We start from the raw sequence: 17128 nt of genomic DNA, 5'->3' as shown, positions 1-17128 counted from the left end.
TCTAGATCCCCGCCACCATCCCGCCCGGCAACAGCTCGGCCCGCTCGGCCAGGGCCAGCTCCACCAGCGCGGCCATCACCGCCGAGGTCGGGGCGCGGGTGGCGCGGACCAGCTCGTCGCGGGAGACGGGGGTGGGGGAGAGCAGGCGGGCCACCGCTTCGCGCAGGGCGTCGTGGTCGATGTCGGCGCCCTCGCCCTCGTCCGCATAGGGCCGCTCGCGCTCGCGCAGGTGGGCCTGGCCCGACAGCGAGCGCAGCACGTCCTCGACGCCCTCGCAGAGGATCGCGCCCTGGCGGATCAGGTCGTTGGGGCCCTTGGCGCGCGGGTCCAGCGGCGAGCCGGGCACGGCGAACACGTCGCGGCCCTGCTCGGCGGCCAGGCGGGCGGTGATCAGCGAGCCGGACTTCAGCTCGGCCTCGACCACGATCACGCCCAGCGCCAGGCCCGAGATGATGCGGTTGCGGCGCGGGAAGTCCTTGGCGATGGCCCGACGGTCGGGTGCGCTCTCGCTGACCACGCAGCCGCCTTCGCCGGCGATGCGGGCGTGGAGGTCGGCGTGCTCGGGCGGGTAGATGTCGCTGACCCCGCCGCCCAGCACGGCGATCGTCCCCGTGGCCAGGGCGCCTTCATGGGCCGCGCCGTCGACGCCGCGCGCCAGGCCCGACACCACCACATAGCCGTGCCGCCCCAGCTCGGTCGCCAACTGGCGGGCGAAGCGCTGGCCGCCGGCCGAGGCGATGCGGGCCCCGACGATGGCCAGGCTGGGCTGGGACAAGAGCTCGGCGTGGCCCAGGGCCCACAGCACTGGCGGCGGCGGGTCCAGGGCGGCTAGGCGCGGGGGGTAGTCCGGTTCGCAGGCGCAGATCAGCCGCGCGCCGAGGCGCTCGCCGCTCTCCAGTTCCTGAAGGATCTCGTCCTCCGGCGGCGGCCGCAAAGGCGAGGCGCGGCCGGCCCGACGGGCCAGGTCGGGCAGGGCCTGCAACGCACGTTCGGCCGAGCCGAACCGTGAAAGCAAATGGTCGAAGGCGACGGGGCCGACCGTCTCGGTGCGCGCCAGCCGAAGCCAGGCCAGGCGCTCGCTGTCCGAGAGGCCCCGCGACATCAGCCGGCGGAGGGCGGCGCTTCGGCCGTCTTCTTCTCGCCGATGCGGGGCTCCTGGCCCTTCAGCAGCCGGCCGATGTTGTCCTTGTGGCGGATGAAGATCAGCACGGCCATGAACAGGCACAGGCCCAGGAAGGGATAGGCCTGGTCGGTGGCCAGGGCGAAGGGCGCGGCCATGGCGGCGGCGACCAGGGCCGCCAGCGAGCTGATGCGGAACAGGGCGGTCACGACCAGCCAGGTGACGGCGGCCAGCAGGCCCACCGGCCAGCAGGCGGCCAGCAGCACGCCGTAGAAGGTGGCCACGCCCTTGCCGCCCTTGAACTTCAGCCAGACGGGGAATAGGTGGCCGGTGAAGGCCGCGCCGCCGGCCAGGGCGATGATCGCCGGATTGCCGTGGGTCAGCCAGCGGGCCAGCAGCACCGCGACCACGCCCTTGCCGGCGTCGCCGATCAGGGTGATGGCCGCCAGGTCCTTGCGGCCCGAGCGCAGCACGTTGGTCGCGCCGATGTTGCCCGAACCGATCTGCCGGATGTCGCCGGCCCCGCCCAGCCGCGTGGCGATCAGGCCGAACGGGATCGAGCCCAGCAGATAGCCGCCGAGGATCGTGAGGCCGAGGGTCAGGTAGACGGCTTGGGCGAGATCTTGCACGAGTTACGACCTATGGATGTGGTGAAGCTGCCCGGCGGAGCGGGCATAGGGCAAGGGCGAAAACGCCTGTTTCGACTTTTATAGCGGCGCCGTCGGCGGGGACCACATCGTTTTCCCCGGCGGCTCATGTCCGGCGTCGGATATCTGTTGGTCGAAGAAGGGCGTTGATCCGTTTCCAACCGCGTCGGATGCCGCCAAGGTCCGACCCGGTCCGCGGCGGGTTCCGCGACCACGACAGGAAAGGCTTGCCGCGATGAGCGAACTGATCATCTGGACCTACGACTGGGTGCCTGAAGGCCCTCGCGGCTTTGTGCGGGATCTGAGGCTGAGATGGGCGTGTGAGGAAGCCGAGCTGGCCTACGCGGTCCGAACGATCCCGTTCGATGGTCGCGAGACCAACCATCTCGAGCGCCAGCCTTTCGGCCAGGTTCCGTTCCTGAACGACGGAGCGCTGGAGATCTTCGAAAGCGGCGCCGGGCTGCTGCACCTGGCGCGGAAAAGCGAAAAGCTCATGCCGCGCGATCCCGTCGGCGAAGCGGAAACCCTGCAATGGACCATCGCCGCGCTCAACTCGATCGAGATGGTCACCGTCCCGTGGTGGTTCCTGAACATTTGCGGCGATGAGAACAACGGCCTGACCGGCTGGGTGGGCCAGCGCCTCGACCATGTCGAAAAGATACTGAGCGAGCGGGAATGGCTCGCGGCCGACCGCTTCACCGTCGCGGACCTGCTGATGGCGGACGTGCTGCGCGTTCCGAAGGTCCGCGCCCTCGGCGACAGGCCGGCGACCGAGGCCTATGTGGCCCGCGTCACCGATCGCCCCGCGTTCAGGAAGGCCCAGGCCGACCAGGTCGGTCTCTTCGAGGCGGCCGACGCGAAGAGACCGGCATAGGGGTCCGCCGCTGGGGACATGCTCTCACGCCACGGCCCTGGCCGGGTTGCAGAGGGCTCGCCGTGAGAGCGTGTCCCCAACGGATCCGCTGAGTTCGCGGCTCTTGGAGCGGAACGGCCTGGAAGCGTCGTGGATGTCATTGGGGACACGCACTCACCCCCTATTCGCGGATCGATGGGCCGAGGCCTTGCCGTGAGAGCATGTCCCCGGCGGACAGGCGGCGCTACCCCTCCGCCCGGTGCACCACGCGGCCGTCCACCAGCGTCATCAGCACCTGGCCCTGCAGCCGGCGGCCGTCGAACGGCGAGTTCTTGGATTTCGACAGCAGCTTGCCGGCGTCGATGATCAACGGGGCGTCGAGGTCGCACAGCACCAGGTCGGCCGGGGCGCCGGGGGCGATGCGGCCCGACTGCAGGCCGATCAGGGCGGCGGGGGCCAGGGTCACGGCGCGGATCAGGTCGACCAGGGCCAGGCGTTCCTCGTGATAGAGGCTCAGCAGGGCCGGCAGCAGGGTCTCCAGGCCCACGGCGCCGGGGGCGGCCTCGTCATAGGGCAGGCGCTTGTCCTCGGCCGGGGCCGGGGCGTGGGCGGACACGACGATGTCGATCAGGCCCGAGGCCAGGGCCTCGATCAGCGCCTGACGGTCGTCCTCGCCGCGCAGGGGCGGGGTGACCTTGGCGAAGCTGCGATAGTCGCCGATGTCCAGTTCGTTGAACGACAGGTGGTTGATCGAGACGCTGGCGTGGATGCGCAGGCCCTTGGCCTTGGCGCGGGCCAGGGTCTCCAGGGCCTGGGCGCTGGTGATCTGGTCGACCAGCAGGCGGCCGCCGGTGGCCTCCAGCAGGGCGACGTCGCGCTCCAGCATGATCCGCTCGGCCATCGGCGAGATCGAGGGCAGGCCCATGCGGCCGGCGAATTCGCCGCCGACCGCGGCGCCGCCCTTGGCCAGCCAGGGATCCATCGGGCGGTGAGCCAGCAAGGTGTCGAAGCCCCTGGCATAGGTCAGGATGCGCTGCATGACCTTGCTGTCGACGATGGGCTTGTCGGCGTCGGTCACATAGACGCAGCCGGCCTCGCGCATCAGGCCGATCTCGGCCATCTGCTCGCCCATCAGCCCCTTGGTCGCCGCGCCGGCGCACAGGATGCGGGCGGCGTCGATGTCGCGCGAGCGGCGCAGGATGAAGTCGACCACGCTGGGATCGTCGACGGCCGGATCGGTGTCGGGCTGGACGACGAAGCTGGTCACCCCGCCGGCCGCAGCGGCCCTGGCGGCGCTGGCCAGGGTTTCCTTGGTCTCGGCCCCGGGCTCGCCGGTCTTGACCCGCAGGTCGATCAGGCCAGGAGCCAGCATGGCCCCGCCGCAGTCGATGACCCGGACGTCCTTGCCGAGCTTGCCGAACTCACGGCCCTTGGCGACGTCCGAGATCACGCCTTCGGAGACGATGACGCCGCCGGGGCCGTCATAGCCGCTCTCGGGATCGACCAGGCGGGCGTTGATCAGGGCGAGGGGTTGGGGGGCGTTCATGCGGCGGTCTCGGTCGAGCGCGGTGCGTCCTTCGAGGCCCGCTGCGCGGGCGCCTCAGGATGAGGAACTCTGTTGCTGCTGAATCCCTCATCCTGAGGTGCGAGGCGCAGCCAAACCTCGAAGGACGCGGGGCCTCTCATTGGCCGTTCTCCTCGAGCCGGTGGGCAAGGGAGGCCAGGACGGCCATGCGGGCGGCGACGCCCATCTCGACCTGGTCCTGGATCAGGCTGATCTCGGGATCGTCGGCGACGTCGGAATCGATCTCGACGCCCCGGTTCATCGGGCCCGGGTGCATGACCTTGGCCTTGGGGGCGGCGCGGGCCAGCTTCTCGCGGTCCAGGCCGTAGAAGCGGAAGTATTCGCGGGTCGAGGGCACGAAGGCGCCCTGCATGCGCTCCAGCTGCAGGCGCAGCATCATCACCACGTCGGCCCCGGCGATGCCGGCCTTCATGTCGTGATGGACGGTCACGCCCCAGCGCTCGGCCTGGGCCGGCATCAGGGTGGGCGGTCCGACCAGCCGGACGCTGGCGCCCAGGGTGTGGAGCAGGGCGACGTTGGAGCGGGCCACGCGGCTGTGCAGCACGTCGCCGCAGATCGCCACGGTCAGGCCCGACACCCGGCCGAAGGCGCGGCGGATCGACAGGGCGTCCAGCACCGCCTGGGTCGGATGCTCGTGCTGGCCGTCGCCGGCGTTGATCACGCTGCCGCTGACCTTCTGGGAGAGCAGGCTGGCCGCGCCCGACGAGGCGTGGCGCACGACCAGCAGGTCGGGGCGCATGGCGTTCAGGGTGACGGCGGTGTCGATCAGGGTCTCGCCCTTGGTGATCGACGAGGTGCGCGGGCTCATGTTGACGACGTCGGCGCCCAGGCGCTTGCCGGCGATCTCGAAGCTGGACTGGGTGCGGGTGCTGTTCTCGAAGAACAGGTTCATCAGCGTCCGTCCCTTGAGGAGGTCGAGAGACTTGGTCGTCTGGCGATTGAGGGCGACGAAGGCGTCGGCCAGGTCCAGCAGATCCGTGGCCTGCAAGGCGTTCAGGTCGCCGGCCGAGAGGAAATGGCGCCGGGGGAACGAGAAGATGCGCTTGCGGATCGTCTCGATCGGGTCGGCGGGCTCATGGGGCGGGGTTTTGGCCGTCATGAGTGGGCGTCATAGGCGGCTTTGGGCGGGGAGGGAAGGATTCGTCGGTCGCGGTGCGTCCTTCGAGGCCCGCTGCGCGGGCGCCTCAGGATGAGGAAGACTGTGCTGAGGTCCTCATCCTGAGGTGCGAGCCACAGGCGAGCCTCGAAGGACGCACCACGCTAAAAGCCCTTGCCGGCCGCCTCGTGGATGCCCCGGATCCGCTCCAGCGCGCCCTGCAGGATCCAGCCGGCGGCCATCTTGTCCACCACCTCGGCGCGGCGCTTGCGGTTGACGTCGTGCTCGTCGATCAGCACCCGGGTCACCGCCGCCGTCGACAGGCGCTCGTCCCAGAAGGTGATCGGCAGGTGGGGCTGCAGGCGCAGCAGGTTGCGGCCCAGGGCGCGGTTGGACTGGCAGCGCACGCCCTCGGTGCCGTCCATGTTCATCGGCAGGCCGATGACGATGCCGGCCGCCTTGCGGCTGCCCATCAGCTTGAACAGCACCTCGGCGTCCTCGCTGAACTTGGTCTTCTTGATCAGGGCCAGGGGGCTGGCGACGGTCAGGGTGACGTCGGACACGGCCACGCCGATGGTCTTCTCGCCCGGGTCCAGGCCGACGATCGGCACGAAGTCGGGGAGGGCGGCGGCGAATTCGACGATGTCTAGGACGGGCATGGACCCACTCTTACGTCCTCATCCTGAGCTTGTCGAAGGACGAGGACGACGCACGGCGCGTCAACCTCGTCCCCCTGGCTGGCTTCGCCAGCCAAACTCGGAGGGGCGACAAGCTCAGGATGAGGTTGAAAGCCAAAGCCGCGCCTTGAAACCAAGACGTATGACGGCTAACCCACACGCTCGAATTTCAGGAGGCCCCCATGGCCATTGACGCCGCCACCGTGCGGAAGGTCGCGCGGCTCGCGCGCATCGCCGAACCCGAAGAGCGCATCGAGGCCCTGGCCCAGGAGCTCAACGGCATCATGACGTGGATCGAGCAGCTGGCCGAGGTCGACACCGACGGGGTCGAGCCGCTGACCAGCGTCGTGCACGCCGGCCTGCCGCTGCGCGACGACGTGGTGACCATGGGCGGCGACGCCGACATCGTCACCGGCAACGCCCCCAAGTCGGTGGGCGGCTTCTTCGTGGTCCCGAAGGTGGTTGAATAGCAATGACTTCGCTGACCTCTCTCACCCTCAAGGGCGCGCTGGACGGGCTGGAGGCCGGGGACTTCACCTCGGTCGAGCTGACCCGAGCCCACATCGAGGCCGTCGAGGCCGCGCGCGGCCTGAACGCCTTCCTGTACGAGACGCCCGAGAAGGCCCTGTCGATGGCCGCCGCCTCGGACGCCCGACGCGCGCTTGGCGCGGCCGGCCGGCTGGACGGCGCCCCGCTGGGCATCAAGGACCTGTTCTGCACCGACGGCGTGCCGACCACGGCCGCCTCGCGGATCCTCGAGCCGTTCGTCCCGCACTACGAGTCGACCGTCACCAGCCAGCTGTGGCGCGACGGGGCGGTGATGCTGGGCAAGCTGAACCTGGATGAGTTCGCCATGGGCTCGTCCAACGAGACCAGCGCCTACGGCCCGGTGATCAATCCGTGGCGCAAGTCCGGCTCCAACCAGGCCCTGACCCCGGGCGGCAGCTCGGGCGGCTCCGCGGCCGCCGTGGCCGCCGACCTGTGCCTGGGCGCCACCGCCACCGACACCGGCGGCTCGATCCGCCAGCCGGCGTCGTTCACCGGCACCGTGGGCATCAAGCCGACCTACGGCCGCTGCTCGCGCTGGGGCACGGTGGCCTTCGCCAGCTCGCTGGACCAGGCCGGCCCGATCGCCAAGACCGTCGAGGACGCGGCGATCCTGCTGACCTCGATGAGCGGCCACGATCCCAAGGACTCCACCAGCCTGAACGTGCCGGTGCCGGACTTCGCCGCCTTCGTCGGCAAGTCGGTCAAGGGGCTGCGGATCGGCATCCCCAAGGAATACCGCGTCGACAACATGCCGGCCGAGATCGAGAAGCTGTGGGCCGACGGCATCGCGTGGCTGAAGGAGGCCGGCTGCGAGATCGTCGAGATCAGCCTGCCGCACACCAAGTACGCCCTGCCGGCCTACTACATCGTGGCCCCGGCCGAGGCCTCGTCGAACCTGGCCCGCTACGACGGCATGCGCTACGGCCTGCGGGCCGAGGGCGCGAACCTGACCGAGGTCTACGAGAACACCCGCGCCCAGGGCTTCGGCGACGAGGTCAAGCGCCGCATCCTGATCGGCACCTACGTGCTGTCGGCCGGCTATTACGACGCCTACTACCTGAAGGCCCTGAAGGTGCGCCGCCGCATCGCCGAGGACTTCGACAGCGCCTGGGAAAGGTGCGACGCCATCCTGACCCCGACGGCGCCGTCGGCGGCGTTCGGCCTGGGTGAGAACAGCAACGACCCGATCGCCATGTACCTGAACGACGTGTTCACGGTGACGACGAACCTGGCGGGCCTGCCGGGCCTGTCGCTGCCGGCCGGCCTGGACGCCAACGGCCTGCCGCTGGGTCTGCAGATCATCGGCAAGCCGCTGGACGAGGGCACGGTGTTCTCGGTGGCGGGCGCCATCGAGAAGGCCGCCGGCTTCACGGCCAAGGCCGACAAGTGGTGGTGATCCGCCGCTAGCTCGGACATCGAAAAGGGCGGCCCCGCGAGGAGCCGCCCTTCTTTTTTACGCTAGGCCACCCACTGAATTACATCGGGGTGTCCGGCGTGACCGGCGTGAGCGGAGCGGGCGTCGGAGCCGGAGCCGGGGTCGGCGCGGCCGGGGCCGCGATCACCGGGGTCGGGGCGGGCGCCGCGACCGGCGCGGGAACCGTCGCGCTGACGTTGGACGAGGCCGACCCGGCGTCGGACGCGCTCGCCGGGGCCGCGCGGCGGGCCGGAGCGGCGCGCTTGGCCGGAGCGGCGGCGCGCGGCGGCGCGGTGGTCTCGGCGCGGGCGACCTGGGTCGGGGCCGGCGCGGCGGGCTTGTCGGCCAGCGGAGCCGGCGTCGGCATCGGGGCCGGCGGTTGGGCGGCCGGCAGCGGCGTGGCCTCGGCCACGCGGGCCGGCGGGGCCTGGTCGGTGGTCGGAGTCTGGGCCGGATGGCTCATCATGCCCCAGGCTAGGGCGCCGGCGGCGACGGCCAGCACCGGCAGGCCGACGATCAGCGGCAGGTTCGACGAAGACTTCTTCGTCGGCTTGCGAGCATAGATGGGCGCGCTCGGAAACAGAGCCGAGGAATCGGCCCCGCTGACCGGCGTGGTGTAGGGTTCGCTGGCGTCGAGGTTCAGAACAGCCATGATTTCCTCCTGCGAGTTATTCGCTTCGGGAGAGTCAACGGGAGGCTCCGGTGGCGGTTCCGCTCGGCGCGAAATGGTCCCGGTGTTGACAAGAATTGGCCGTTTTTCAGGTTGGGCGAAATCATCATCTCAGCGACGCTCAAGTGATCTTTCCCTCCCCCTTGCGGGGAGGGTGGCCCCGAAGGGGTCGGGTGGGGGATCAAGCCATGAGCGTCAAACGCGCGAGAGCTTTGAGGAAGACGATGAGCATCCAAGAGGTCCGCCTGTGGCTGAGGCTTCGAGGGCTCAGAGCCGAGGGATTTCATTTCCGAAGGCAGGCTCCGTTGTTGGGCTACTTCCCAGACTTCATCTGCCTGAACCGGCGGCTCGTCGTGGAAGTCGATGGGCCTCACCATGCCGAGTTGGAACAGGTCGCCCATGACGAATATCGCGACCAAGTTTTGCGGCGTTCGGGCTTCCAAACCTTGCGCTTCCCGACCCGTGCGGTGCATGAGGATATCGACGCGGTCGTGGGCGTGATTTGTCAGGCCTTGAGCGCAGCGAGCCCCACCCGACCCCTTCGGGGCCACCCTCCCCACAAGGGGGAGGGAAGGGACCTAAGTTAATGGCCGTCTACGTGGCCAGGAATTGAGACATGACCGAAACCGCTTCTTCCAAAGTGATCCAAGGCCGCACCGGCCCCTGGGAAATCGTTCTCGGCCTCGAGGTCCACGCCCAGGTCGCCAGCGTGTCCAAGCTGTTCTCCGGCGCCGCCGTCGGCTTCGGCGCGGGTCCGAACCAGCAGGTCAGCCTGGTGGACGCGGCCATGCCCGGCATGCTGCCCGTCCTGAACCGGTTCTGCGTCGAGCAGGCGGTGAAGACGGGCCTGGGCCTGAAGGCGCAGATCAATCTGAAGAGCCGTTTCGACCGGAAGAACTACTTCTATCCCGACCTGCCGCAGGGCTATCAGATCAGCCAGTTCGACCAGCCGATCGTCGGCGAGGGCGTGGTGACCGTCGAGCGTGACGACGGCACGACCTTCGACGTGCGCATCGAACGCCTGCACCTGGAGCAGGACGCCGGCAAGTCGCTGCACGACCAGGACCCGAACGCCACCTATGTCGACCTGAACCGCGCGGGCACGGCGTTGATGGAGATCGTCTCCAGGCCCGACATGCGCACCTCCGAGGAGGCCGCCGCCTACGTCAAGAAGCTGCGCACGATCCTGGTCTATCTGGGCACCTGCGACGGCGACATGGAGAAGGGCAACCTGCGCGCCGACGTCAACGTCTCGGTCTGCCGCCCCGGCGCCTACGAAAAGTACCGCGCGACCGGCAGCTTCGAGCACCTGGGCACGCGCTGCGAGATCAAGAACGTCAACTCCTACCGCTACATCCAGCAGGCCATCGAATACGAAGCCCGTCGCCAGATCGAGATCCTGGAGGACGGCGGCAAGATCGACCAGGAGACCCGGCTGTTCGACCCGAACAAGCTGGAGACCCGCTCGATGCGCAGCAAGGAAGAGGCGCACGACTATCGCTACTTCCCCGATCCGGACCTGCTGCCGCTGGTGCTGGACCCGGCCTGGGTGAAGGAGATCGAAGAGACCTTGCCGGAACTGCCGGACGCCAAGAAGGCGCGCCTGCAGAGCCAGTACGGCCTGTCGGCCTACGACGCCGGCGTGCTGATCATCGAAGCCGACCGCGCCGACTATTTCGAAGCCGCCGCCAAGGGCCGCGACGCCAAGCTGGTGTCCAACTGGGTGACCAACGAACTGCTGTCCAAGTTGTCGGCCCATGGTCACGAGATCGCCGCCTCGCCGCTGCCGGCCTCGGACATCGCCGAACTGGTCGAACTGATCGAGAACGGCACGATCTCGTCGAAGATCGCCAAGGAGGTCTTCGAGCACATGTGGGCCGGCGAGGGCCGTCCGGCGAAGATCGTCGAGGCGCGCGGCCTGGTGCAGATCAACGACACCGGCGCCATCGAGGCGGCGATCGACACGCTGATCGCGGCCAATCCCGACAAGGCCGAGGCCGTAAAGGAAAAGCCCCAGGCCATCGGCTGGTTCGTCGGCCAGGTGATGAAGGAGACCGGCGGCAAGGCCAATCCGGCCACCGTCAACGAACTGCTGCGGAGCAAGCTGGGGCTCTAGACCCGCTCCACCGACGCCACGACAAGGGCCCGTCGCGCGAGCGGCGGGCCCTTCTTCGTGGACTGGAGCCTAGGCCTGGTTCTTGGGAGGGCGCCGGGTCGGCGGCTTCCGCGGCTTTGGCGGGGGCGCCGGGGGCGTCTGGGGCGGCGGCGCGCCGTGCAGCGTCAGGGGCTCGAAGGGCCGGCCCGGACGGGTCAGCTTGCGCACCCGCAGCCGGGCCTCGTGGATGAAGCGTCGGGCGTCGGCTTCGGTGCGGACCGCGCGGTACTGCGGCGTCAGCTCGCGCTTGGCCTTCAGCCGGCCCGGCCCATACGAGGTGGCCTTGCGGTAGGCCACGTGCATGAAGCCCCAGAACGAGGCCGGCACGGGCCGGCCTTCGCCGATCACCGGCGGCTCGCCGCGTGGCGGCCGGGTGTCGCCGTGGGTGATGGGCGCGTCGCCGCGATGGGTCGACGGCGGGGCGCCGGGCGCGCCGGTCAGGGGCGAGCTGCTTTCCCCGATGTCCGACTCGTCCGCCTCGGGCAGGCCGTTGTCGACCGCCCAGGTGAGCGCCGCCCGGGTGCACTCGAAGCCGGAGTCCGGAACCTCTGGCAGGACCGTGGGCGCGTCGGTGCGCGGCGCGCTGCGATTGAACAGGTGCAGGAAGTCCTTGGCCGCGCCGTCGCGGCGGGTCAGGGGCGCGAACTTGAACAACAGGCCCAGGGAGCGGACCAGCGAGCTGTGGTCGTAGACGGTGTGGTCGATGACCCCGCGATTGATCCAGGGCGAGACGATCACAGTCGGCACCCGCACGCCCAGCCGCTTGAAGTCGAAGTTGTGATGGTTGTTGGAGGCGGCGGCCAGCTGGTCGCCGGGCGCGACGGCCGTCGGCGGCTTGACGTGGTCGAAGAAGCCGCCGTGCTCGTCATAGGTGATGATCAGGGCGCTGCGGTCCCAGTGCGGCGAGTTGCGGATGGTCTCGTAGACCGCCTTGATCAGCCGCTCGCCCCGGGTGACGTCGTCCAAGGGGTGCTGGGACGTGCCGCAGGTATAGTCCCCCGGCGTGGTCGGCAGGATGTTACCGTAGCTGGGTTCGATGAAGATGTAGGACGGCTCGAAGTCGGGCTTGTTCACCTCCTCGGCGAACTCGTCCATGTCGGTGAAGCAGCCGCCCAGCGCCGCCAGGGTCATGCCCTTGATGGCGAAGCATTGCGGCAGCTCGTCGCCCTCGAAGACCCGCCAGTCGACGCAGTTGCTGTCCAGGGCGTCGAACACCGTGCCGTTCTCGAAGCTGTAGCCGTCGATCAGCTCGGCCGCCGCGCTATCCAGGCCGCTGGGGCTGTCGTCCAGGCCGCCGGAGCTGGCGGCGTGGACGAAGAAGCGGTTGGGCCAGGTTGGGCCGGGCAGGGAGCCGAACCAGGCGTCGCAGACGGCGAACTCCCGGGCCAGGGTGGTGATGATCGGCACGTTGGCCGGGTCGAAGCAGTTCATGACGTTGGCCGGATGCGCCGAGCCCGCATCCTCGTAATTGAAGACGAAGCCGTTGTTCTGCGGGACCGGATAGGGATGGACGGTGTTGTTGTCCCACGCCGTGTCCCCGGTCATCTGCAGCAGGATGTTGATGAACTCGTGCGGCGGGTCCTTGTCCGCGTCGACGATCTTGAAGACGGCGTCCGGCGTGGGGCTGACGGCGACGCCGCCGCGCGTCAGGTTGGTGAAGGGCGGCTGGGTCAGGTCCTGGCCGGCGAAGTCGTCGGCCCGCGTGGGTTGGCCAGCGGGGTCGGTCCCGGTCAGGGCGGCGAAGCCCAGCAGGTGGTCGTACGAGCGGTTCTCCAGCATCAGCACGAAGACCTTCTCGACCTTGCGCGGCATGGACGACTTGCCGCCGGCCTTGAAGGTGCAGACAAGGCCGTTCCAGGCCGTGCACACCGTTCGGAAGATCCAGCCGACGATCGTGCACACGGCCTTGAAGATCCACAGGAAGATCTTGCAGACCCACTTGGCGACCCAGTACCAGGCCTTGCAGACCCATTTGGCGACCCAGTACCAGGCCTTGCAGACCCACTTGGCCACCCAGTACCAGGCCTTGCAGACCCATTTGGCGACCCAGTAGTAGGCCTTGCACGCCCAACTGCACGGCCACCAGGTGCAGCAGTGGCTGGAGCCTTCGTCGGCCCAGTTTCCGCACTCGTTCGAGCCCTCGTCGGCCCAGTTTCCGCACTCGTTGGAGCCCTCGTCGGCCCAGGTCGAACACTTGGACGAGCCTTCGTCGGCCCACGACACGCAGCCGGACTTGGCCTCGTCCAGAACCTCGTGACAGTCCATCACGAGACCATCGACGACCTGGGTGCATTTCGACATCTGGGTCTCCCGGAGAGTGGCTTTTGGGGACGCGGACTAGAGGGGGCCGACCGCGGCGCGGCCGAGTTCGGCGATGGCGCGGACCGTGGCGCGGCGGAAGCGGGCGGCGCCCAGCGCCAGGCCGGCCAGCTTGCCCGCCACGCCGGCGACGATCCCGGCCGCCAGGGTCAGGGCCAGGGTGCGGAGCGCCAGGCCCAGGAGCGGCGCGTCGTGGCCTTGGGTCAGGCTCCAGGTCGCGGCCAGACCCATGGCGATCAAGGCGCTGACGGCGCTGGTCGCGCAGCCGCAGACGCGCTGGAAGCGCTGTTGCTCCTCGCGCCAGGCGCGGGTCGCGGGGTTCTCATAGGGAAGGCGGGCGGTGGCCGGCAGTCGCCGGGCCTGGCTCGGACGGTCATGCATCAGGGCGAGCAGATCGAGCGTGGCGTGAAAGGCCGCGTCGGAGCGCGCGCCCTCGGCCTCGGCGGAAGCGTCGTCGATCACCCAGCCGTGTCGCGCGGACTGCCCCATGCCCCGAACCCCGCGCCGGGCGACAGGTCCGTCCGACCCGTCCCTACTCGGCGCTTCGCCAGCATGACGCGAAGCCTGAGCGGAGTGCAACAAAAAGTGTCGTGACGACGTATTGCGCGCTCAACGTGCACGAAAAGGCCCGCCGCGCGAACGCGACGGGCCCGGTTTCGCCTAGGACCGCGCCCTACGGCTTCGGCGTCTCGGCGCTGGGGTCGGTGGTTTCCGCGCCGGCCGGCTTGCTGTGCTTCTTGGTCTTCTTGTCGGGCTTGGCGTCGGCGGCCGGAGCGGCGGCGTCGGTCGAGCTGTCGGAGGCGGTGGCCGAGCTGGGCGTGCCGCTGGCGGCGGCGCTGTCGGCGCTCGAGGACGGCGCGGGCGTGGCCGCCGGATCCGACGGCGAGGTCGTGGACGAGGAGGGCGCGCTTTGGGTGGTCTGGGCCGTCGGATCGGTGGCCGGCGCCTGCTGGGCCAGGGCCGACCCGGCGAAGCCGGCGAGGGTCAGGGCGGCGACGACGGTCGGGATGCGGAGCTTGGTCATGGAAGCGTCTCGTTACTGTCGCGTCGGAAAGTGACACGGCCGAGACGCTGATCCGCGAATGCGGTGGGAATGGCTCGCCAATCGGGCGGTCTCGCCGCATGCGCGGCGACGATGCGGCGAATGGCGACGCTTCCCGAGTGTCTCGGAAAGCATCGCCAAGCCCGTCAGGTCGACTTCGCCTAGAGCCCCGACCTGATTGCATCAGGCTGGGCTCTAGATTTGTTTCAACGCATTTTCTTCACGCGAACCGGAATCCACTTCGCTCGAAAATGCTTTAGTTGTCGATGATGTCGAAGATCAGTCCGGTCGCGATCGCCGCCAGAACGTAGTCGTTGCCGGCGCGATACCAGTAGTAGCCGCGGGGCGGCGGACGCAGGTTATAGTATCCGTAGTCCTGGATGACATAGGCGCCGCCGCGATAGTAGGGCGGCAGGTAGCCGCCGCGACGCCAGGCGGTGTAGCCGGGACGATAGCCCGGGCGGCCGTAGTAATAGGCCGGCGGCGCGCCATAGCTCCAGCGGTTGTTGTAATAGTAGCCGTTGTGGCGGCCGTTATCCCAGCGGCTGTCGTGATCGCCCCAGCCGTTGTGGCGGCCGTAGTCGTGGCGGCCGTAGTCGCGACCGCCGTCGTGGCGACCCCCATCGTAGCGGCCTCCATCATGACGACCCCCGTCGCGGCCGCCATGGTCGCGCCCGCCGTGACGGTCGCCGCCACGGCCGCGATCCTGGGCCGAAGCGTCGCCGGCCATGGCCATCGGGCCGGCCACGGCGGCCATGGCCGCGATGGTGAGCAACAAGCGCTTCATTCCGACGTCTCCTTCTTCGGTCGGCGGTCCGACAACCGCCTTATCCCTCGACCGTGAAGCCAGTTTCCGTCGCCATGGCTGAACCTGATCTGAACGGCGCCGTCAGGCTTGGGCGCGACGGCCTTGGCGGCGGCCCGGGTCGGGACCATGTTGGTGGTCAAACGAAACGTCCCTAAGACGTAACGCCGCACAACCGCCCAAGGGAGCCCGCCGATGAGCCGTCCGATCGAGCTGTACTACTGGCCAACGCCGAACGGCTGGAAGATCTCCGTCGCCCTGGAGGAGATGGGGCTGCCCTACACGATGATCCCGGTGAACATCGGGGCGGGCGAACAGTTCAAACCGGACTTCCTGGCCATCAGCCCCAACAACCGCATGCCGGCCATCGTCGATCCGGACGGTCCGGACGGCCAGCCGATCTCGGTCTTCGAGTCCGGCGCCATCCTGCAGTACCTGGGGCGCAAGACCGGCAAGTTCTATGGGGCCAACGAGCGAGAGCGGGTCGACATCGACCAGTGGCTGATGTGGCAGATGGGCGGCCTCGGCCCCATGGCCGGCCAGACCCACCATTTCCGCCAGTACGCCGCGGCGATCGTCAGCGATCAGCGACAGATCGCCTATGGCGCCATCCGCTACACCAACGAGACCCACCGGCTGTACGGCGTGCTGAACAAGCAGCTGAACGGCAAGGATTTCATCTGCGGCCAATTGTCCATCGCCGATTTCGCGTGCTGGGGATGGGTCGTTCCGTGGAAAAATCAGGGCATCATCCTGGAAGAATTCCCGCATCTGCAGGCCTGGTTCGAGCGCATGGCGGCGCGCGAGGCCGTCGAGCGGGGCTTCAAGCTGGGAGCGGAACTGCGCCGCCAGGGGCTGCAAGCGCCTGGGAAAGCTCAGGAAGAGGCCCGAAAGGTCCTGTTCGGTCAGCGCGCCCGTTAATACGCTGTATACGGTGGTTTACACTCAGTAACACCCGTGAATGGTTTATGTATTCATGGGTAAGATTCATGATGTCAGCGCCTTTAACTATATGTTCAGTGGCGATGGACTTTTCTGTTCTCGCAGCCAAGCGGAGCCAGAACGGCGACGCGGGTTGGGAAGGGGAACTGAAGCCATGATGATGAGTATCGAACCGCCGGCCGCCATCCACGGGATCCCGCTGCCGACCACCGACACCTCGGGCGACGAGCTGTTCCGCATGGGCCTGCTGTACTCGACCGGCCAGGGCGGCGCGCCGCTGGACTACGTGTCGGCCCACATGCTGTTCAACCTGGCCGCCCTGCGCGGTTCGGTCGAGGCCAAGGTCTATCGCAAGGAAATCTCGCAGGAGATGGCCAGCGAGGATGTCGCCGAAGCCCAGCGCCAGGCGCGCGAATGGCTGGCCCACGGCTGAATCCTGACGGGTTCAGCCCACGCCTTTCTAGACCGCGTGAAAGGCTTCAGTTTCCGCTGAAGCCGTTGACCGCGTAGCTGAAGCTGATCGGCAGCAGGTCGCGGAAGTACTGCTGCATGAACAGGCCCGCCTCGGACACCCCGCTGCGCGGCACATAGACCACGTCGAACCGACGAAGCGGCACCAGGTCCGTCCGGCCGTTGGTCATCCCCGTCAGCAGGTCCGCGGTGCGCAGCATGGCCCGACCGCCCGGGCCGCGACGAATGATCACCACCGAGGTGCGCTTGGCCGAGGTCTTGAACCCGCCGGCCTGGATGACGGCCCGCAGGGCGTCGCCGTCGCCGGCCATGTCGTAGACGCCCGGATTGCCGACCTCCCCGCCCACGAACACCTTCAACGGCGCCGTCGCCTTGATGGACACCTGCGCCTGCGGTCGCAGCAGCTGGGCCGAGTAGGCCTGGGTGATCGCGCTTTCCAGTTCGGCGATCGTGCGGTCGGCGGCCATCACCGGCGCGATCAGCGGCAAAGCGACGCGGCCGTCCGGTTGGACCACCACGGACTTGTTCAATTCGCTCGCCGAGGGCACGGTGATTTCGACTTCGTCGCCCGGATAAAACCGGTAGTCCGGCTCCTGATCCGACCAGTCTGCATAGCCGATATCGGAAAAAGTGGCCGTCGGACGGGCCGCGGGCGTGATCGGTTCGCGATCCACGTGACCGCAGGCGGTCAGGCCGAGGGCCGCGAAGGGCAGGGCAAGAGCCGCCGAAAGGATGGTGCGCCTGTGCATGCGGCAAGTCTTAACAGATATAGGTAACGAAGCC

Annotated in this window: 18 protein-coding genes; 7 read left to right on the top strand and 11 right to left on the bottom strand. The window is 68.7% G+C overall.

Annotated elements, in window-relative coordinates:
• Position 1 precedes the first annotated feature (1 nt).
• Positions 2 to 1102, bottom strand: a complete 1101-nt coding sequence (gene dprA, locus ASD21_RS12710) for a DNA-processing protein DprA (protein ID WP_056441495.1) — start codon at positions 1100 to 1102, stop codon at positions 2 to 4.
• Complete coding sequence (gene plsY, locus ASD21_RS12705; protein ID WP_056441492.1) at positions 1102 to 1749, bottom strand: glycerol-3-phosphate 1-O-acyltransferase PlsY; 648 nt, start codon at positions 1747 to 1749, stop codon at positions 1102 to 1104. Before plsY ends, dprA begins: the two co-directional genes overlap by 1 nt.
• A gap of 253 nt (positions 1750 to 2002) precedes the next feature.
• Between plsY and ASD21_RS12700 the strand changes: the two genes are divergently transcribed.
• Positions 2003 to 2641 carry a glutathione S-transferase family protein gene (locus tag ASD21_RS12700; protein WP_056441489.1) on the top strand — a complete coding sequence of 213 codons (639 nt, stop codon included), beginning with the start codon at positions 2003 to 2005 and terminating at the stop codon, positions 2639 to 2641.
• A 223-nt stretch (positions 2642 to 2864) separates the two neighbouring features.
• Here ASD21_RS12700 and pyrC read toward each other — a convergent pair whose 3' ends face one another.
• The 3 genes from pyrC to ruvX form a co-directional block, all read right to left on the bottom strand.
• Positions 2865 to 4166: a dihydroorotase gene (pyrC, locus tag ASD21_RS12695; protein WP_056441486.1), complete on the bottom strand. Its 1302-nt coding sequence runs from the start codon at positions 4164 to 4166 to the stop codon at positions 2865 to 2867.
• A gap of 136 nt (positions 4167 to 4302) precedes the next feature.
• A complete protein-coding gene (locus ASD21_RS12690) occupies positions 4303 to 5304 on the bottom strand; it encodes an aspartate carbamoyltransferase catalytic subunit (protein ID WP_056441482.1) in 1002 nt (333 codons plus the stop codon).
• A 161-nt stretch (positions 5305 to 5465) separates the two neighbouring features.
• Positions 5466 to 5960, bottom strand: a complete 495-nt coding sequence (gene ruvX / locus ASD21_RS12685) for a Holliday junction resolvase RuvX (RefSeq protein ID WP_056441479.1) — start codon at positions 5958 to 5960, stop codon at positions 5466 to 5468.
• A 200-nt stretch (positions 5961 to 6160) separates the two neighbouring features.
• Here ruvX and gatC point away from each other — a divergent pair, with 200 nt between their 5' ends.
• Both gatC and gatA read left to right on the top strand, forming a co-directional pair.
• Entirely contained in the window at positions 6161 to 6448 is a 288-nt protein-coding gene (gatC, locus tag ASD21_RS12680) for an Asp-tRNA(Asn)/Glu-tRNA(Gln) amidotransferase subunit GatC (RefSeq protein ID WP_056441476.1), read from the top strand.
• 2 nt (positions 6449 to 6450) lie between these two features.
• Positions 6451 to 7923 (top strand): Asp-tRNA(Asn)/Glu-tRNA(Gln) amidotransferase subunit GatA, encoded by a 1473-nt coding sequence (gene gatA / locus ASD21_RS12675; protein ID WP_056441473.1) that lies wholly within the window; start codon positions 6451 to 6453, stop codon positions 7921 to 7923.
• 79 nt (positions 7924 to 8002) lie between these two features.
• On the opposite strand, the gene ASD21_RS12670 is transcribed toward gatA, so the two are convergent.
• Entirely contained in the window at positions 8003 to 8593 is a 591-nt protein-coding gene (locus tag ASD21_RS12670; RefSeq protein ID WP_056441470.1) for a hypothetical protein, read from the bottom strand.
• Positions 8594 to 8799: 206 nt separating this feature from the next.
• Here ASD21_RS12670 and ASD21_RS12665 point away from each other — a divergent pair, with 206 nt between their 5' ends.
• Together ASD21_RS12665 and gatB are read left to right on the top strand one after the other, a co-directional pair.
• Complete coding sequence (locus tag ASD21_RS12665; protein WP_056441466.1) at positions 8800 to 9198, top strand: endonuclease domain-containing protein; 399 nt, start codon at positions 8800 to 8802, stop codon at positions 9196 to 9198.
• Positions 9199 to 9227: 29 nt separating this feature from the next.
• Complete coding sequence (gatB, locus tag ASD21_RS12660; protein ID WP_056441463.1) at positions 9228 to 10727, top strand: Asp-tRNA(Asn)/Glu-tRNA(Gln) amidotransferase subunit GatB; 1500 nt, start codon at positions 9228 to 9230, stop codon at positions 10725 to 10727.
• 69 nt (positions 10728 to 10796) lie between these two features.
• On the opposite strand, the gene ASD21_RS12655 is transcribed toward gatB, so the two are convergent.
• The 4 genes from ASD21_RS12655 to ASD21_RS12640 all read right to left on the bottom strand — a co-directional run bounded on the left by ASD21_RS12655 (position 10797) and on the right by ASD21_RS12640 (position 14914).
• The gene (locus ASD21_RS12655) at positions 10797 to 13067 is read right to left on the bottom strand and encodes an alkaline phosphatase family protein (RefSeq protein ID WP_056441459.1); all 2271 of its coding nucleotides are present in this window, start codon (positions 13065 to 13067) and stop codon (positions 10797 to 10799) included.
• Positions 13068 to 13103: 36 nt separating this feature from the next.
• A complete protein-coding gene (locus ASD21_RS12650; protein ID WP_056441457.1) occupies positions 13104 to 13574 on the bottom strand; it encodes a hypothetical protein in 471 nt (156 codons plus the stop codon).
• Positions 13575 to 13758: 184 nt separating this feature from the next.
• Positions 13759 to 14109: a hypothetical protein gene (locus ASD21_RS12645; protein WP_056441454.1), complete on the bottom strand. Its 351-nt coding sequence runs from the start codon at positions 14107 to 14109 to the stop codon at positions 13759 to 13761.
• Between the two features lie 274 nt (positions 14110 to 14383).
• Positions 14384 to 14914, bottom strand: coding sequence for an RcnB family protein (locus ASD21_RS12640; RefSeq protein WP_082554748.1), 531 nt, complete (start codon positions 14912 to 14914; stop codon positions 14384 to 14386).
• Between the two features lie 213 nt (positions 14915 to 15127).
• On the opposite strand from ASD21_RS12640, the gene ASD21_RS12635 reads away from it, so the two are divergent.
• Complete coding sequence (locus tag ASD21_RS12635; RefSeq protein ID WP_056441447.1) at positions 15128 to 15853, top strand: glutathione S-transferase N-terminal domain-containing protein; 726 nt, start codon at positions 15128 to 15130, stop codon at positions 15851 to 15853.
• A gap of 175 nt (positions 15854 to 16028) precedes the next feature.
• Positions 16029 to 16307, top strand: a complete 279-nt coding sequence (locus tag ASD21_RS12630; RefSeq protein WP_056441444.1) for a sel1 repeat family protein — start codon at positions 16029 to 16031, stop codon at positions 16305 to 16307.
• Between the two features lie 46 nt (positions 16308 to 16353).
• Here the strand turns inward: ASD21_RS12630 and ASD21_RS12625 are convergent, their stop codons facing one another.
• Positions 16354 to 17094 (bottom strand): polysaccharide biosynthesis/export family protein, encoded by a 741-nt coding sequence (locus ASD21_RS12625; protein ID WP_056441442.1) that lies wholly within the window; start codon positions 17092 to 17094, stop codon positions 16354 to 16356.
• Positions 17095 to 17128 lie beyond the last annotated feature (34 nt).

The sequence above is a fragment of the Caulobacter sp. Root1455 genome (assembly GCF_001426905.1).
Lineage (GTDB): Bacteria > Pseudomonadota > Alphaproteobacteria > Caulobacterales > Caulobacteraceae > Caulobacter.
The sequence above is the reverse complement of the archived record's forward strand: the minus strand, read 5'-3'. Positions and strand labels throughout refer to the sequence as shown.

Excerpts from the sequence above, each read along its gene's own strand:
- dprA (WP_056441495.1), bottom strand. The coding sequence starts at position 1,102 with ATGTCGCGGGGCCTCTCGGACAGCGAGCGCCTGGCCTGGCTTCGGCTG.
- ASD21_RS12700 (WP_056441489.1), top strand. The coding sequence starts at position 2,003 with ATGAGCGAACTGATCATCTGGACCTACGACTGGGTGCCTGAAGGCCCT.
- pyrC (WP_056441486.1), bottom strand. The coding sequence starts at position 4,166 with ATGAACGCCCCCCAACCCCTCGCCCTGATCAACGCCCGCCTGGTCGAT.
- ASD21_RS12690 (WP_056441482.1), bottom strand. The coding sequence starts at position 5,304 with ATGACGGCCAAAACCCCGCCCCATGAGCCCGCCGACCCGATCGAGACG.
- ruvX (WP_056441479.1), bottom strand. The coding sequence starts at position 5,960 with ATGCCCGTCCTAGACATCGTCGAATTCGCCGCCGCCCTCCCCGACTTC.
- gatC (WP_056441476.1), top strand. The coding sequence starts at position 6,161 with ATGGCCATTGACGCCGCCACCGTGCGGAAGGTCGCGCGGCTCGCGCGC.
- gatA (WP_056441473.1), top strand. The coding sequence starts at position 6,451 with ATGACTTCGCTGACCTCTCTCACCCTCAAGGGCGCGCTGGACGGGCTG.
- ASD21_RS12670 (WP_056441470.1), bottom strand. The coding sequence starts at position 8,593 with ATGGCTGTTCTGAACCTCGACGCCAGCGAACCCTACACCACGCCGGTC.
- ASD21_RS12665 (WP_056441466.1), top strand. The coding sequence starts at position 8,800 with ATGAGCGTCAAACGCGCGAGAGCTTTGAGGAAGACGATGAGCATCCAA.
- gatB (WP_056441463.1), top strand. The coding sequence starts at position 9,228 with ATGACCGAAACCGCTTCTTCCAAAGTGATCCAAGGCCGCACCGGCCCC.
- ASD21_RS12655 (WP_056441459.1), bottom strand. The coding sequence starts at position 13,067 with ATGTCGAAATGCACCCAGGTCGTCGATGGTCTCGTGATGGACTGTCAC.
- ASD21_RS12650 (WP_056441457.1), bottom strand. The coding sequence starts at position 13,574 with ATGGGGCAGTCCGCGCGACACGGCTGGGTGATCGACGACGCTTCCGCC.
- ASD21_RS12645 (WP_056441454.1), bottom strand. The coding sequence starts at position 14,109 with ATGACCAAGCTCCGCATCCCGACCGTCGTCGCCGCCCTGACCCTCGCC.
- ASD21_RS12640 (WP_082554748.1), bottom strand. The coding sequence starts at position 14,914 with ATGAAGCGCTTGTTGCTCACCATCGCGGCCATGGCCGCCGTGGCCGGC.
- ASD21_RS12635 (WP_056441447.1), top strand. The coding sequence starts at position 15,128 with ATGAGCCGTCCGATCGAGCTGTACTACTGGCCAACGCCGAACGGCTGG.
- ASD21_RS12630 (WP_056441444.1), top strand. The coding sequence starts at position 16,029 with ATGATGATGAGTATCGAACCGCCGGCCGCCATCCACGGGATCCCGCTG.
- ASD21_RS12625 (WP_056441442.1), bottom strand. The coding sequence starts at position 17,094 with ATGCACAGGCGCACCATCCTTTCGGCGGCTCTTGCCCTGCCCTTCGCG.